Source organism: Chitinophaga sp. CC14 (assembly GCF_048957795.1).
GTDB lineage: Bacteria > Bacteroidota > Bacteroidia > Chitinophagales > Chitinophagaceae > Chitinophaga > Chitinophaga ginsengisegetis.
The window spans coordinates 58,812-75,162 of the sequence record NZ_JARBFY010000002.1 but is presented as its reverse complement, the minus strand read 5'-3'; the positions used below and the strand labels follow the sequence as shown (position 1 = coordinate 75,162).

Annotated in this window: 11 protein-coding genes and 1 riboswitch; of the genes, 5 read left to right on the top strand and 6 right to left on the bottom strand. The window is 47.3% G+C overall.

The genetic code is table 11. The features are described from left to right. Positions 1 to 81 precede the first annotated feature (81 nt). Together PV783_RS09600 and PV783_RS09595 are read left to right on the top strand one after the other, a co-directional pair. Positions 82 to 2,784, top strand: a complete 2,703-nt coding sequence (locus tag PV783_RS09600) for an AsmA family protein (protein ID WP_420987841.1) — start codon at positions 82 to 84, stop codon at positions 2,782 to 2,784. Between the two features lie 241 nt (positions 2,785 to 3,025). Further along, positions 3,026 to 3,409: an SdpI family protein gene (locus tag PV783_RS09595; protein WP_420987840.1), complete on the top strand. Its 384-nt coding sequence runs from the start codon at positions 3,026 to 3,028 to the stop codon at positions 3,407 to 3,409. A gap of 67 nt (positions 3,410 to 3,476) precedes the next feature. Here PV783_RS09595 and PV783_RS09590 read toward each other — a convergent pair whose 3' ends face one another. The 5 genes from PV783_RS09590 to PV783_RS09570 form a co-directional block, all read right to left on the bottom strand. Beyond that, entirely contained in the window at positions 3,477 to 6,659 is a 3,183-nt protein-coding gene (locus PV783_RS09590) for an efflux RND transporter permease subunit (protein WP_420987839.1), read from the bottom strand. A 29-nt stretch (positions 6,660 to 6,688) separates the two neighbouring features. After that, positions 6,689 to 7,822 (bottom strand): efflux RND transporter periplasmic adaptor subunit, encoded by a 1,134-nt coding sequence (locus PV783_RS09585; protein ID WP_079470013.1) that lies wholly within the window; start codon positions 7,820 to 7,822, stop codon positions 6,689 to 6,691. Positions 7,823 to 7,840: 18 nt separating this feature from the next. Further along, positions 7,841 to 9,175 carry a TolC family protein gene (locus tag PV783_RS09580; RefSeq protein ID WP_336387198.1) on the bottom strand — a complete coding sequence of 445 codons (1,335 nt, stop codon included), beginning with the start codon at positions 9,173 to 9,175 and terminating at the stop codon, positions 7,841 to 7,843. A 397-nt stretch (positions 9,176 to 9,572) separates the two neighbouring features. Next, positions 9,573 to 10,472 (bottom strand): lipoyl synthase, encoded by a 900-nt coding sequence (gene lipA, locus PV783_RS09575; protein ID WP_079468971.1) that lies wholly within the window; start codon positions 10,470 to 10,472, stop codon positions 9,573 to 9,575. 36 nt (positions 10,473 to 10,508) lie between these two features. Then, positions 10,509 to 11,339 (bottom strand): hypothetical protein, encoded by an 831-nt coding sequence (locus tag PV783_RS09570; RefSeq protein WP_420987838.1) that lies wholly within the window; start codon positions 11,337 to 11,339, stop codon positions 10,509 to 10,511. A 166-nt stretch (positions 11,340 to 11,505) separates the two neighbouring features. Between PV783_RS09570 and PV783_RS09565 the strand changes: the two genes are divergently transcribed. Then, the gene (locus PV783_RS09565; RefSeq protein ID WP_079468973.1) at positions 11,506 to 11,913 is read left to right on the top strand and encodes an OsmC family protein; all 408 of its coding nucleotides are present in this window, start codon (positions 11,506 to 11,508) and stop codon (positions 11,911 to 11,913) included. 233 nt (positions 11,914 to 12,146) lie between these two features. On the opposite strand, the gene PV783_RS09560 is transcribed toward PV783_RS09565, so the two are convergent. Further along, a complete protein-coding gene (locus PV783_RS09560; protein ID WP_420987837.1) occupies positions 12,147 to 13,430 on the bottom strand; it encodes a DUF2851 family protein in 1,284 nt (427 codons plus the stop codon). 127 nt (positions 13,431 to 13,557) lie between these two features. Further along, positions 13,558 to 13,677, top strand: a riboswitch (SAM riboswitch). Positions 13,678 to 13,862: 185 nt separating this feature from the next. Here PV783_RS09560 and PV783_RS09555 point away from each other — a divergent pair. Both PV783_RS09555 and PV783_RS09550 read left to right on the top strand, forming a co-directional pair. Beyond that, on the top strand, positions 13,863 to 15,041 hold the full coding sequence (locus PV783_RS09555; RefSeq protein ID WP_079468975.1) for a trans-sulfuration enzyme family protein: 1,179 nt from the start codon (positions 13,863 to 13,865) through the stop codon (positions 15,039 to 15,041). 97 nt (positions 15,042 to 15,138) lie between these two features. Beyond that, a complete protein-coding gene (locus tag PV783_RS09550) occupies positions 15,139 to 16,320 on the top strand; it encodes a homoserine dehydrogenase (protein ID WP_111579460.1) in 1,182 nt (393 codons plus the stop codon). The last annotated feature ends 31 nt before the right edge of the window (positions 16,321 to 16,351 follow it).

Genomic DNA, 16,351 nt, shown 5'->3' with positions numbered 1-16,351 from the left:
AATAGTGCAGAGATGGTCCTGCACCCGCATTTCCTCGTTTACACATTATGCTTATCTTCACTCCCAAAATATAAAAAACCTATGCTCAAAAAGATCCTGAAAATTGTGGGTATCACAATGGTGGTCTTGATACTGGCCGCTATTGCCATCCCCTATTTCTTTAAAGACAAGATAATAGCGAAAGTAAAAACAGAGCTGAATAAACAGCTCAACGCCAAAGTAGATTTTAAAGATGTGGATATCAGCTTATTCCGCCACTTCCCACGGCTGGCTGTTGGCCTGGAAGACTTACAGGTGACCGGCACCGGTGAATTTGCCGCCGACACCCTTCTCGCTGTAAAACAGATAGATGTAGCCCTTAATCTCATGAGTGTGATAAAGGGAGATAAGATGGATATCTACAACATTGCACTCTTACAGCCACGCATACACGCTATTGTAAATAAAGACGGCGCTGTTAACTGGGATATCATGAAACCGGATACCGCTGCCGTAAATCCTGCCGACACCGGCAAAAGCAGCTTCGCGCTTAGTTTACAGCAATATAAAATTGAAGATGGCTGGGTGAGTTACGACGATCGCCAGGGCAACATGGAATTACTGGTTACTGGCCTGAACCACCAGGGTAAAGGCGATTTTACACAGGATCAGTTCCTCCTGCAAACCAGCACCACCGCCGGCGGCATTACCTTCCGCTATGGCCTCGTTCCTTACTTATCGCAGGTAAAAACCACGCTGGATGCAGGTATCCAGGTAGATAATAACACCAACACCTATACGTTTAAAGATGGTAAAGCATCACTCAACAACCTGGAACTGGCGCTGCAAGGCTTTTTCAAGCTGGTAAATGATTCTACCTATGGTATGGATATGAGCTTCAAAGCTCCTTCCACTAATTTTAAAGACCTGTTGTCTTTAATACCTGCGGTATATAAAACAGATTTTGACAAGATAAAAACCAGTGGTACCGCTGCTTTTGGCGGGTTCGTAAAAGGCAATTACTCTCCTGTGCAAATGCCCGCGTTTGGATTGGATCTCGCCGTAAAAGATGGTTTCTTCCAATATCCTGATCTTCCCAAACCGGTAAAAAATATCCAGATTGCGATGAAGATCAGCAACCCAGATGGCGTACCGGATCATACCGTGATAGACATGCCCACCGGTCACCTGGAAATGGATAATACACCGCTGGACCTGCGTATGCTCGTTAAAACACCGGTATCTGATTTATATGTAGATGCAGCCGCCAAGGGCAAACTGGATCTTTCTAAAATCACCCAGTTTGTAAAACTCGAAGCAGGCACCAATTTATCCGGGTTGCTGGATGCCGATATCAGCGCCAAAGGCAACATGAGCGCCATCGAAAAACAACAGTACGATCGCTTCTATGCCGCCGGCACACTGCAACTGAGCAATATGCTCTATAAAAGCAAAGATTATCCCGATGGTGTAAAAGTGAATAATCTCTTCTTACAGTTCAACCCTAAAAACGTAACGGTAAAAGACCTTAACGGACAATACCTGGGTACTAACTTTGAAGCCAACGGGGAAGTGAATAACCTGCTCGCCTATACGTTTAAAAACGAACCGCTGGACGGGCAAATGAATTTTAAAGCAGATGAAATAAATCTTGATAAATGGATGGGCACCACCAGTACCACCTCTGCCGATCCGGCCACTGCCAAAAAAGATTCCGCTGCTGCTACACCGTTTGCAGTACCCGCCAACCTGAACCTGGGACTTCAGGCCAATGTGAATAAAATCCACTATGATAAAGCCGATCTTACCAATGTATCCGGCAAGCTGCTGGTGAAAGATGAAACAGTAACCATGCAACAGCTGAAAGCCAATGCCCTGCAGGGTACTATGGAAATCAACGGCAGCTACAGCACCAAAGCCAGCAAAATAAACCCGGATATCAACCTGGCCTACGATGTGCAAAACCTGGATGTACAACAAACATTCAACACCTTCAACACCGTACAGAAATTAATGCCGATCGGTAAATTCCTTTCCGGTAAAATTACCTCGCAGTTAACCATGCACGGTAAACTGGGAAAAGATATGTCGCCCGACCTGAGTACACTTACCGGAGATGGCAACCTGCTGCTTGTACAAGGATTCCTGAAACAGTTTGCCCCGGTTGACCAGCTCGCCAACTCCCTGAATGTAACACAGCTGAAAGATCTCTCGCTGCGCGACATCAAAAACTATTTCTCTTTTGAAAACGGCCGCGTAAAAGTAAACCCGTTCAAAGTAACGGTGGCCGGTATACGAATGGATATTGCCGGTTCCCACGGCTTTGACCAGTCGCTCGATTACACGCTGCAACTGGCCCTGCCACGCAGCATGATGGGCGCCGCGGGCAACACGCTGGTGAACAACCTGGCATCGCAGGCGCAAAGCAAAGGTATCCCCATTAACCTGGGCGACAGCGTTCACCTGCAGGTCCTGATGGCCGGAAACATCCTCAAACCCAGCGTGAAAACAGACCTGCGTGAAACGGCCAACAACCTCAAATCACAGGCAACAGAACTGGTAAAGAACAAAATTGACACCGTAAAAAATACGGTAAAGGACAGTCTTAACCAGATCAAAAATACCGCTGTCAACTCCCTGAAAAATCAACTGAAAGATCAGCTCAGCGGAAAGAAAGATTCTACCAAACCAGCCACCGGCAAACCACTGGACAATGTGGGTAAACAAGCCGGCGAATCTGTGAAGAATACCCTGAACGGATTGTTTGGAAAGAAGAAACCGGCAGCGGATACTACAAAGCATTAACGCGGATGTTGTCTTTCTCAGGATTAAACTGATTATACTGATTTAGGGATTTGATCACTTTTGATTTTAAAAGATTAGGGGAGATATAAGCGGGTATATGCTTATATCTCCCCTAATCTTTTAAAATCATTTATAAAATCCAAAAATTAAAAATCAAGTTAATCAGTATAATCAGTTTAATCCTGAGAAAGACAACATCCGCGTTTTTTTTCGTAACTTATGGTAACCAAACCCCCGGACCATGTGGTTACGCTTTCTACATTCCACTTATTGTAATGCGGCTATTTTTGCGGGCATCCTCTTCTATCTCATGGGTTATTTCATACACCGTTTCCCGCCCAAAAGCACCAAATCCTGGTATGGTTACCGCAGCGTATTGTCTACCAAAACACCTGAAATGTGGCGTTCCGCCAATGAATATGCCGCTTATATTTCGCGGCGTGTAGGCGTGATACTGGTAGTTACCGGCGTTGCATGCGCACTTCTTTTTCAAAGCCAGTCCGATTGGTTCTGGTATATCACCGTGGGCGCGGTAGTAGCTGGTACTATGTACCTGGTGGGAGATACGGAGTGGGAATTAACCCGTCATTTCGATAAAGACGGTAAGCGGATCCTTCCGGAATAAAACAAAGAAGGCGCTGCTTGCGCAACGCCTCTTCGTGTATGTACAATTATAAACCCTTCTCTTTTTATTACAGTCTGCCCTGCACATCGTGCTCTGGTACGGACTGATAATTTTCTTTCATCTTACGGAGTTTCTCTTTACCATAAGCCAAACGGGTAATCACCACGTACAGCACCGGCACTATAAAGATGGCCAGGAACGTGGCGGTGAACATACCACCCAATACGGTCCAGCCCATGGTTTTACGCGCTTCCGCACCGGCGCCGGACGAAAATACCAGCGGCAGGATACCCAGCAGGAATGCCAGGGAAGTCATGATAATAGGGCGTAAACGCAGCTTGGCTGCTTCCACGGCTGCCGTTACCAGGTCCATTCCCTTATCCACACGTTCTTTCGCAAACTCCACAATCAGGATCGCATTCTTGGCCGACAAACCGATCAGGGTAATCAAACCGATCTGTGCATAAACGTTGTTGCTAAGTTTAGGCAGGAAGGTAAGCACCGTAATGGCCCCAAAGGCGCCAATAGGCACTGCCAGGAGTACGGAGAATGGTACGGACCAGCTCTCGTACAAAGCTGCCAGGAACAGGAACACAAAGATGATAGACAGCGCAAAGATGTATACCGTTTTGGAACCGGACAGGATTTCCTCGCGGCTCAAACCGGAGAACTCATAACCATATCCATCCGGTAATGTTTCTGCTGCTACTTCTTTTAATGCCTGGATAGCATCACCACTACTATAACCCGGTGCAGGGTTACCATTTACTTCCGCAGAACGGAACAGGTTATAGTGGGAAATTACCGGCGCCGTTTCTATCACTTTATAGGAAGTGAGCGCACTCAATGGTACCATAGAACCCGCTGTATTACGCACAAATAACTGGCTCAGGTTTTTGATATCTCCCCGGTAGGTAGAATCTGCCTGCGTTACCACGCGGAAGTTACGGCCGTAAATGGTGAAGTCGTTGATATAGGCACTACCCATATAGGTTTGCAATGCCGTAGCAATATCAGAAATCCTGATACCCATTTTCTTCGCTTTTTCACGGTCTATATCCAGCTGGTAACCAGGGGTGCGCGCCGTAAAGAAGGAGAATGCCATCGCTATTTCAGGACGCTTGTTGGCGGCGGCCAGGAAGTTCTGTAACACGCCTTCAAACGCCTTGATTTCACCTGCACCCTTTTGCTGTAATACAAAGGAGAAACCGGCGGTTTGTCCAAGACCCGGAATAGCCGGCGGTTGTATCACCACCGTGTTGGCTTCTTTATATTTACTGAGTGTTTTCTTCACTTTGGCTACCATGTTGGTAATTTGCAGGGAATCGGCCTCACGGTTTTTCCATGGCTCCAGTGAACAGAAGATGGTGCCACTGTTGGATTTAGTGGCAAAGCTCACCGCATTCAATCCTCCCAGCGCCGCATAGTGGGCAATACCCGGTATACTTTCCAGGTCTTTCATCATATGCGTCATTACATCCACGGTACGTTCAGTAGAAGATGATTCCGGTAAATCGAAAGTGATGATCAAACGGCCTTCATCTTCCGTAGGAATAAACCCGGTAGGTTTTGCCTTGAATAACATCATCGTACCAACGAAAATACACACCAGGATCACCATCACAAGACGGAACAGGCGGATACTCTTTTTAACTCCTATTGAATAACGGGAAGTAGTATGTCCAAACCAGCGGTTGAATTTAAAGAAGAACTTGTTGAGCCCTTTTGAATCTTTGTCCAGGTGCATCGGTTTCAGCAACAGGATACACAATGCCGGTGTTAATGACAATGCCACAAAAGCAGAGATCATTACAGAGATAGCAATGGTGATGGCAAACTGCTGATAGAGGCGGCCTACGATACCTGGTATAAACCCTACCGGTACAAACACCGCTGCGAGGATAAGCGCAATCGCAATTACCGGCCCGGATATTTCCTTCATGGCCAATGCGGTAGCATCTCTCGGCGACATCTTCTCATGATCTATATTATGCTGCACGGCCTCTACCACCACAATGGCATCATCCACCACAATACCAATGGCCAGTACGAAACCGAACAAGGTGAGGGTGTTGATGGTAAATCCAAGCGGGATAAAGAAAATAAATGTAGCGATAATGGATACCGGGATAGCCAGCACCGGAATAAGTGTGGCGCGCCAGCTCTGCAGGAACAGGAATACCACGATCACTACCAGTATCAATGCTTCCACGAGGGTGTGTACCACCTCTTCAATGGATACTTTTACTACAGATACGGATTCAAACGGCACTACATACTCCACATCCTGCGGGAATTGCTTCTTCAGCTCTTCCATCGCGGCGGTTACATTGGCGGCGGTTTCAAGGGCATTGCTGCCTGGCGCCTGGTATACCAGCAGGTAAGCGGCACGTTTGCCATCCACAAAGTTATTACCTGCATAGTTGAATTTACCCAGCTGTACGCGGGCCACATCTTTTAAGTACACCAGTGATCCATCGGACGGACGCGTTTTCACCACTATCTGTCCGAATTCTTCCGGAGAAGATAAACGTCCTTTGGTGAAGATGTTATATTCAAATGTTTGCCCGGTTTGTTGCGGCGGCGCACCTACGGAACCTGCGGTGATCTGCGCATTCTGTTCTGCCAGCGCTGCGCGGACATCATCGGCAGTTACGCCCATTTCCGCGAGTTTATCGGGCTTCAGCCAGATACGCATACTGAAATCATCTGCACGGGTAAAGATATCACCCACCCCTTTCGCACGCAGCAAGGCATCCTTTACGTATACGTTGGTGTAGTTATCCAGGAAGGTAATATCGTGTGTGCCTTTGGGTGAGTACAAAGCTACCAGCATGAGAATGCTGGGATTACGTTTTCTAACGGTTAAGCCCAAACGCTGTACTTCCTGCGGCAGGGTAGGTTGCGCAATACCCACACGGTTCTGCACATCCAGTGCGGCAATGTTGATGTCGGTACCTACTTCAAAGTTTACCGTCATACTCATCTGGCCACTGCTGGTGTTGTTGGTGTTGATATAGGTCATGCCCGGCGTACCATTCACCTGCACTTCCACGGGTGTGGCAACGGTTTGTTCTACCGTTTGTGCATCCGCACCGGTATAGGTACCTGTTACCTGTACAGTGGGCGGCGAAATTTCCGGATACTGGCCAATGGCCAGGTTCATCATCGCCAATATCCCCACCAGTACCAGCACTATAGATATTACTATAGCCGTTACGGGTCGTTTTATAAAAGTATCTGCAATCATGATCTTCTGCTGTTGATTCTACTGATAAACTATTTCTTCGCAGGCGCACCTGTTGGAGCGGCTGGTATTCCTATCTGTATTTTGCCGCCATCGCGCAAGCGCTGGAAGCCTTCTGTAATCACTTTGTCGCCGGCCTGAACACCATCCATGATCACGATCCTGTCGCCGATTTTTGGACCGAGATGTACTTTCTGCTGCGCTGCCACAGAATCTTTTGCGATGAATACAAAGTATTCACCCATCTGCTCTGTGATCGCTTTATAAGGGATGATCAGTCTTTCGCCGGATTGTTCATTCAGTACGCGCAATACGCAGCTCATACCATCTTTCAGCCGGTCGTCAGGATTATTGAATTCGATACGCACGCGGATAGTACCGGTCTGATTATCCACACCACGGTCGATCGCGAGGATCTTACCGGCATGAACGAATTCTGTACCGTCAGACAACTGCAAACGGAAAGTAGAGTCGCTGGCTTTGCCGCCCTGCATCGCAGCAAAACGGGAGATATCATTTTCTGTTACCACGAAATCAACACCTATGGGATTTTCGCTGGAGATGGTATTCAGCAGCGTGGTGCCGGGGCTCACCTGTGCACCCAGCTTTACCTGTGAAATACCAATACGTCCGGTAAACGGCGCTTTGATCAGGGAATAATCCAGGTCAGTACGAACCGCTGCGAGATTGGCTTCTGCTGCGGCCAGCTGGCTGCGGGAAGTTTCCAGGGTTGCTTTCGCGTTATCCAGGATCTGACGGGCTACCGCGTCCTGGTCGGCCAGCCGCTGGTAACGGTCGTCATCTTTTTTTGCCCTGTCGAAACTCGCTCTTGCACTCGCCACATTCGCCTGCGCCTGCAGATAAGCCGCTTCATATTTACGGCGGTCTATTTCATACAGGGTCTTTCCTTTCTGCACTACTTCGCCTTCCTTAAAAAAGATCCCGGTAATAAACCCTGACACCTGGGAACGCAGTTCCACCTGGTTCAACGCTACTACCGTGGCGGGATATTTATCATAATAAACGGCCGGTGCTACGGATGCCTCCGTAATATTTACCGGTGTAGGGGGCATAGCAGGCACTCCTTTCTGGGCAGGACCTTTACAGGCAGTAAAGCCCAGGATACTGGCAGCGCTGATTAAGACAATGTTGTTCATTTTTTTCATATCCGTTCCGGTTACCATTTAATAATTAGCTGTTAAGGTTCCTAATGCTTTTTGCAGGTCTATCCGGCTGGACAGTACCTGGTACATGGAATTATAAAAATTCAGTTGCGCAGAGCGCAGTTCTGTTTCAGACACCAGTACATCGAGATAAGTTTTGATTCCTTCCTTATACTGCAATTGCAACATATCGTATACATCCTGTGCCATCTGTACATTCTCTTTCAATGTGAGATAGTCGTTGTAGTTACTTTTATACGTAGCCATCGCCTGCGCATACTGTGAATTGATCTGGCTTCTTAAAGCCGCGAAATCCCACTGTGTGCGCTGGATCTGGAGTTCGGCCATGCGGATGTTATGTACTCTTTTTCCTCCCTGGAAAATGGGTAAGGATAATTTTAATCCCAGTAAAGAGTTGGGAAAATTTTCGCTGTATAGTTTACCAAACTGCTCATTCTGGTAAGCAAAAGAGTAGTTAACAAAAGCAGATACAGTGGGCAGGTAACTCCATTTATTATACTTCAGGTTAGCCTGCAGCAAACTTTGTTGCGTTTCGAGTAACTGGTATTCGATGCGGTTTTTGTAGTCGGCTGTCAGCAGTGTATCCGCGCCGGTTACTTCTGCGGCTACAGCAGAAGAGTCCTGCGTTAACGGCACATCACCGCTGTTCAGCGGATATCCCATCAGTTCCTTCAGGTATGCCTGTTTGGAAGTGAGCAGTTCGCGTGCTGCCTTCTGCTGTGCGCGGGCATTGTTCAGCGAAATGGTAGCGCGCTTGGCGTCGGTTTTATCCACGATGCCGCTGGCGTACTGGTTGTTTGCATCTTTCAGGCTGCGTTCCAGGCGGGTAATGTCTTCGTTCAGTACCTTGATCTGTTCTGTGGTGAGGAGTACATCATAATAAGCCTTGCTCACATCTGCCACCAGGTCTATCTGGTTGCGTGCAGTGGTTTGCCGGCTTTGTTTTCGTACATCCCTTGCCGTATTAGTGGCCAGTAAGAGGTCGCGGGTAAAGAGGTTCTGATTCAGCCCGAATTGCGCGGTAGAAGTATTGGACACACCTACTTTAGTAGGGTTACCACCAAAAACAGAGGTAGGCAGCTCCAGGTAATGCTGGATATTATAATCCAGGTTGATCTGTGGATACCAGTCGGCCAGCTTACTTTTCACTGTTCTGTCGGTAATCGCTTCATCGATGCGCGATTGCCTGATGACCGGCTGATGGGAAAGGGCATACCGTACACATTCCTGCAGGGTAGCGCTGGTTAACAGAGAGTCCGTAGATTGCTGTGCAAATACCTGCGGGGATATAAATAATCCGCACGCCACAGCTAACAAATAAAATGCTCTTTTCATAAAAGGCTTTTGACATTCAGTTCATCATTGTACCAATCGAAAGAAAATAATGTATGCATCGCTTCTTTAATGGCATAGCATTATCATCCCGTATTTGTTGCAACGCTGTGCGCATTACAACATTTTTAATTGCCGCAAAAACATGTCAGGCTGTAATAGTTACAGCAAACAGGTAGGTTGATAAGAGAGTTGCGAATTCAAAAATCTTCTGAAACTTTATCTGCACGGTTTCAAGGATGGTTCCAGGTATCTGAATACAACGTATAACAGCGAAGTAGGTGAACAACAAATGATTCTGTTGCTTAGGTAAAACGAATTCGGGCGCTAAGATAACGTTATGAAAACAAAAATCCACCCTTTGGGTGGATTTTAACAAATAAGTGAAAATCAGTTCCGGTCATCCTTTATTACGACCGCTGACAATATGTTTCTCCGCATGATAGGAGGATCTTACTAACGGTCCTGACTCTACGTAGTCGAGTCCCATGTTGTAACCTATCTCGCGTAATTCTGCAAATTCATCAGGATGAACGAAGCGGGCAACAGGCAAATGTTTGGGTGTTGGCTGGAGATACTGACCCAGCGTTACCACATCACAACCGTTGTCGTACAAATCCTGCATGGCCTGTACCACTTCTTCTTTTGTTTCACCCAAACCGAGCATGATACCGCTCTTGGTGCGCATGCCACCTTCTTTCAGGCGACGGATCACTTCCAGGCTGCGGTGATATTTGGCCTGTATCCTCACCTGTTTGGTTAAACGTTCTACCGTTTCCAGGTTATGTGATACAATTTCAGGCGCCACATCAATGATACGCTGAAGGTTTTCCCACTGACCACGGAAATCCGGGATCAGGGTTTCCATTGTTGTTTCCGGGTTCAATGCCCTTACGGCATTGATGGTATTGGCCCAGATGATGGAACCGCCGTCTTTCAGTTCATCCCTGTCTACAGAGGTGATAACGGCATGTTTTACTTTCATCAGGTAAATGGCTTCTGCCACGCGCTGTGGTTCATCAAAGTCCACTGCTTCCGGACGGCCGGTGGCTACGGCACAAAAACCGCAGCTACGGGTACAGATATTTCCCAGGATCATGAAAGTAGCGGTACCGGCTCCCCAGCACTCGCCCATATTGGGACAGTTACCACTTTCGCAGATCGTATGTAATTTATGGGTATCTACCAGGTTTCTAACCTGTTTATAGTTCTCGCCTATGGGTAATTTAACGCGCAGCCAGTCTGGCTTTTTTACTCTTGTTGTAGCCGGTTCGGCGGCTATTACGGGTAGTTCTTGCATCGCTTATTCCTTTCTTTAGAAGAGCAAAGTTAATACTTATCTCTTATTCCAGCGCTTCCCGAATTGGATGCTGACATATGCATTAAAAAAGAACTGTTTATTTGGGTCAACGCCATCTACTGCCACCATAATAGGGATCTTTTTGGTGTAATATTCACCGTTTACTCCAATTTCCAGGGCGCTCACCACCTCGTTAAAGTGGGCCCAGTCGAACCGCATGCCCAATTTGGCATGTAAACCCGGTACCACACTGAGATTGCTCCAGCCCTTTCCAAAACCGCCGGCGCCGTTAATCTGTTCCTTATGCAGAAAGAGGTCCGCGGTTTCCGGGGTGTATTTGATATCCACATTCTCACCGTTTTCATCCTGCACATTCAGGTAGTAAGGTTTCACCAGCCCCAGGGATACGCCGCCGTAATAGATGGCGTCTACTTCTACCCCGTTTTTATTGGCTTTGCCGCCGATCAGGTACCGTTGGCCCACACCCAGCTTAGCCTGGTAGAAATTATTCTGTTTGCCGTATATAAAAGGACGTTGGGTAAATGCGTAACCGCTGTTGATCTTTACTTCCTTGTTACTTTTCTTCTCTCCAAACTCAAACTGGAAATAATTCACCTTTTTCCTCGTTTTCCGGTATCCCAGTTCCGCAAAACCAGACCATCCGTCGGTATTCAGCCGGGCGCCCGCAGAAAAGTCGCGCTGGAAAACATTCTCCCCCTCTTCCTGTTCACGGAAAATGGAGATCTTCTTCAGCTTACGCTGTTCCTTGTCACTTTTCTTCGTGCTTTGCTGCTGCCGTGAGGTAGATTGCGCAAATAAGCCGCCGGATATTGTTGCTAAAAACAGGATTAAGTATATTTTTTTCACAGTGGGCTATTGTTATAATAAATAAACGCTTGAACAAAGGTATTGTTATGTATATATTACAAACGTAGCTAATTTTTTTTTAGTTTACCAGGGCCTTCACTACCAGGGGATACACTTATAATAAAAATACATTTAATTTTACGGATTGATCATTTAAAAAGATATCATGCAAACAGCATCTATTATCTATACCGGCGAACTTCGTACAACCGCCACCCATCTGCAATCAGGCACTGTTATCGATACCGATGCACCTGTTGATAACCGTGGTAAGGGAGAAAGATTTTCCCCTACTGATCTGGTGGCCACCGCCCTCGGTTCCTGCATGCTCAGCATCATGGGCATCAAGGCGCTGGACAATAACTGGGCTATTGAAGGCACCAAAGTAAGCGTTCAGAAAATAATGGGTTCTGATCCCCGCCGTATTACCGGCGTAACCATTGTATTCGATTTCCCTGCGGGCCACACCCTCGGTGAAAAGGAAAGAACCATCCTGGAAAGAGCGGCACTCACCTGCCCCGTGGCAAAGAGCGTGCATCCGGATATTGTACAGGATGTAACTTTTAACTGGTAGACCGGAGAATCGCCTTCGGCGATTGTAAATTGTCTTGGAGCAGGATTAGGCTGATTATACTGATTTTTATTTTCTGGATTTTTTAGATTTAAAAAAGATCAGGGGGATAGAAGTGGATATATCCGCTTCTATCCCCCTGATCTTTTAAAATCAAACATGATCAAATCAAAAAAATCAGTATAATCAGCCTAATCCTGCTCCAAGACAATTTCCCCATCGCCGAAGGCGATGCTTCACAACCCCGCGATAATCTTCACTCCTATCGCGCAATGCAGGCACTTTTTCTCATCACAGTAGTGCTGCTTCAGCTGCAGTAATGCCTGTGATTCCATCGCGCTTTCCTGCGTAATACCCAATTGGCTCCAGCTGCTGGTGATATGGTTCTTTTCCGGCGGCAGCTGTTGCAGGAAATGCAACGCTTTTTCCTGGTAATATTTCCCATTCTTATCCTGTCCGTACAGGAACAGCAAAGGTAACACAGTGTTGATCAGGATACCCTGTATGGCCTGTTTCCCGGGCCGCTGCGTACGGTTTACGGGATGCCCGAAGCGGTAATGTGTATGCCAGTACGCCGATGGCTGTACGAAGAACAGCTGTTCCAGCGCCGTTACGTCGGGGGCGTCCAGTATCCGGGAAAACAGGTGAGGGGATTGCTGCAACAACGCGGCGAAAGTAGCCAGCCGCATGGTAGGAAAGGCGGCAGGCCGCATCCGCAGCCAGTTCCATTGATGACCGGCCATAGGGCTTAGCCGGAACTTATGTTGCAGGTGCCCGTAAACATCCTGTAACTGTAACGCATATCCGTCTGTTTGGGGCGCTTCCAGCATCCCGGCCTGACCAAACAGCAGGGCCTCCAGCTGGAGCAGCAGGTGCCGGTACCGCATCAGCATTTTATAGGGCAGCGACTGTGCTACCTGCAGAAACGGCAGGGCGTTTACGGGCGTGCCATAACTTTGCGCCACCGCCCAGTAACACACTTCTTCCCAGTTGTAACGGTTGTGCTGCAGCCAGGCCCGGAGGCTGCCGATCTTACGTTCCCAGCGCTCCGCCAGCAACCGCTCTTTCCAGCTGAGCCAGATAAGCGACGGCACCTGGGAAGCATGCGGCGCACACGGTACAAAGGGCGCCAACTGCCGCAGCTCCTCATACCGCTGCAGGAGCAACTTGGGAATATGCTGCTGCAGTTCCAGGCAGGGCGCCTCCCTGATCCCGACGGCGGGCATGTCGTGAACAAACACCACGTGCAGGATGATACGCCCGTATTGGGGATTGTGCTGGTGTCCATGCCGGAACCAGTCGGATGTACGCAGGTGCAGCTCCACCTGGCCTACCCAGAGGGTAGCCCCGATCCTGATTTTTGCGGCCGAAAAATCCGGCCCGCCATTGTGGTTGTGAATACCGGGAAACAGTACCTGTACTGATTCTCCGCCGGTAGTGGTTAGATGATCCTGCTTAAATAGCCGGAATGCCCAGATGTGCTGGAACAGCTCTTCTGAGAGCAACGGGTTAACAAACATAAGAGATATGGTTGGGTACAAAATAATATCATCCAAAGGTAATAAAACATCGATTAATAAATAAATTCCAACTCCAATTTGGAAATCTGCTCAAAGTGATATTACCTTTGCGCCAGTTCTTACACATCACTTATCCAGAAAGGCGGAGGGACTTGGCCCTGCGATGCCTTAGCAACCTTTCCTGATTATTACAATCAGGAAAAAGGTGCTAATTCCTGCCCCGGTGCAAATCGGGGAAAGATAAGTTGGCAGAGATAATACTTCACAGATATATATAACTTTCTAAAGGAGCTCTTCCAACAATCGGGAGAGCTTTTTTTATGCCCCTTCCCCACCCCTTTCATGGATTTGTTGTTGTTTAAGTTGATCTTTAATGATATCGTTGCAGTTGGCAATTGTGCACATTGAACATCATTAAAAATAATTTATAACATGAAAACAGCTACACAACTGATTCATAGCATACCGGTAGACGAACTGACAGGCGCCATTTCTGTGCCTATCTATCAAACGTCCACTTTCGTGCAGGAATCACCCGGCATCAATAAAGGCTTTGAGTTTTCGCGGGCAAACAATCCCACGAGAAAAGTGCTGGAAGACCTCATCTGCAACCTGGAAGAAGGGTTTGCCGGATTTGCGTTTGCCAGCGGCATGTCGGCCATAGATGCGGTGCTGAAGCTGTTAAAGACCGGCGATGAAATCATGGCCGTGGAAGACACCTACGGTGGCATCTTCCAGATCTTTAACCACATGTTTGAACGCTTTGGTATCAAAGTAAATTTTGTAGATACCAGCAACCTCGATAAAGTACTGGCCGCCATTACGCCCAATACAAAAATCATCTGGCTGGAATCCCCTACCAATCCTACTTTGCGCGTTTCTGATATTAAATCTATCAGCAAAATCGCTAAACAACATAATATCCTGCTGGCGGTAGACAATACCTTCAGCACACCATTACTGCAACAGCCGTTAACGCTGGGCGCCGACCTGGTGATCCACAGCGCTTCCAAATACCTCGCAGGACACTGTGATGTGATTGCCGGCCTCGTAGTAGTAAACTCAAAAACACTGGCAGACCAGATCCGGTATAACCAGAATATTTCCGGTAGTATCCTCAGCCCGTTTGAAGCATGGCTCACCATACGCGGTATTGAAACATTATACCTGCGCCTGGAAAAACAATGCAGCAACGCCAATGCCATCGCCAACTGGCTGGCCGCACATCCCGCGGTGGATAAAGTGTTTTATCCCGGACTGGCCACACATAAAAACCATCACATTGCCCGTAAACAACAAAAAAATTACGGCGCACTGGTGAGCTTTTCCCTGAAAAGCGACAATATCAAAAATGCGATCCGTATCGTAAACGCCACCAAATTATTTAAGCTGGCAGAAAGCTTTGGCGGCGTGAAAAGCATGCTGGCCCATCCGGCTACCATGACGCATCGTACCATTCCGGAAGAATTCCGGAGAAAAACAGGTCTGCAGGACTCCTGCATCCGTTTATCAGTAGGCATCGAAGATGCCGATGACCTGATCAACGACCTGAAACAGGCGCTGGATAAATTAAACCATCCGGCCGGCAAGCAAATTACTGTTTTACAATAAGCCGCTGGCGGTTAGCACATCCCTTTCAATGTTCAGAACCTGATCATCTCTGCACAGCGAAAGACTGACTACTACGGCTGAAAGCTCAAAAAAAAGTATGGAAAACAAGATCATCAATTTAGGCATTTTCGGATTCGGCGTCGTAGGACAAGGACTCTATGAAGTTTTGAACAGAACAAAAGGTATTAATGCACGGATCAAAAAAATCTGTATTAAAGACCCTAATAAATCAAGACCCATCGATAGCAGTTACTTTACGACAGATAAAAATGAAATCCTCGAAGATCCTACCATTGACGTAGTAGTAGAACTGATCAATGACACTGAAGCAGCTTTTGAAATAGTGAGCAAAGCGCTCCGCAACGGCAAAGCCGTAGTAAGCGCCAGCAAACGTATGATCGCTGAAAACCTGCCCGCACTTTACCAGCTGCAGGCAGAAAACAAAGTGCCATTCCTGTATGAAGCGTCCAGCTGTGCGAGTATTCCCATTATCCGCAACCTGGAAGAATATTATGACAACGACCTGCTCAATGCCGTAGAAGGTATCTGTAACGGATCTACGAATTATATTCTTACTAAAATATTTGAAGAGAACCTCAGCTTTGCCACTGCCCTGCAACAGGCACAGGACCTGGGTTTCGCGGAAACAGATCCTACACTCGACATCGAAGGATATGACCCGAAATTCAAAATAGTGATCCTCCTGCTGCACGCATTCGGCACCTTTGTGAAACCGGAAGAAGTATTCAACTTCGGGATCCATCACCTCAATGATTTTGATATACAGTTTGCCAAACAAAGAAACTGTACCATCAAACTGATTGCGCAATGCCGCCGTCAGAACGGTCACGTATTTGCATACGTATTGCCGCATCTCATTAAGGAACACAACCTGCTCTACGATGTGTATAACGAATACAATGGCATCCTGCTGGAAAGCGCATTCACCGATAAACAGTTCTTTGTAGGTAAAGGCGCCGGCGGCACTGCTACAGGCAGCGCGGTATTATCCGATATCTCTGCCCTGTTATACAACTACCGCTACGAGTACAAAAAGATCAAACAAAACAATCAGCCCAGCTTTACCAATGATGTAAAACTGAAAGTATACCTGCGCTACAAAACACCCGACCAGGTAGATCTGGCAGAGTTCTTTAATATCTCTGAAAAATATGAATCTACTGAATGGCGTTATGTGGTAGGTACTATCAACTTACAGAAACTGAGAGAAGCCGGCTGGCTGAAAAATAAAGATGTGAATATTCTCGTATTGGAATAAAGAAATGTAATAAGCAAAAACCAATCATGAA

Bases quoted from the DNA above. Each gene is read 5' to 3' on its own strand.
- PV783_RS09580 (WP_336387198.1), bottom strand. From the start codon at position 9,175: ATGAAAAGAGCATTTTATTTGTTAGCTGTGGCGTGCGGATTATTTATA.
- PV783_RS09555 (WP_079468975.1), top strand. From the start codon at position 13,863: ATGAAAACAGCTACACAACTGATTCATAGCATACCGGTAGACGAACTG.
- PV783_RS09590 (WP_420987839.1), bottom strand. From the start codon at position 6,659: ATGATTGCAGATACTTTTATAAAACGACCCGTAACGGCTATAGTAATA.
- PV783_RS09600 (WP_420987841.1), top strand. From the start codon at position 82: ATGCTCAAAAAGATCCTGAAAATTGTGGGTATCACAATGGTGGTCTTG.
- PV783_RS09550 (WP_111579460.1), top strand. From the start codon at position 15,139: ATGGAAAACAAGATCATCAATTTAGGCATTTTCGGATTCGGCGTCGTA.
- PV783_RS09595 (WP_420987840.1), top strand. From the start codon at position 3,026: ATGTGGTTACGCTTTCTACATTCCACTTATTGTAATGCGGCTATTTTT.
- PV783_RS09565 (WP_079468973.1), top strand. From the start codon at position 11,506: ATGCAAACAGCATCTATTATCTATACCGGCGAACTTCGTACAACCGCC.
- lipA (WP_079468971.1), bottom strand. From the start codon at position 10,472: ATGCAAGAACTACCCGTAATAGCCGCCGAACCGGCTACAACAAGAGTA.
- PV783_RS09585 (WP_079470013.1), bottom strand. From the start codon at position 7,822: ATGAAAAAAATGAACAACATTGTCTTAATCAGCGCTGCCAGTATCCTG.
- PV783_RS09560 (WP_420987837.1), bottom strand. From the start codon at position 13,430: ATGTTTGTTAACCCGTTGCTCTCAGAAGAGCTGTTCCAGCACATCTGG.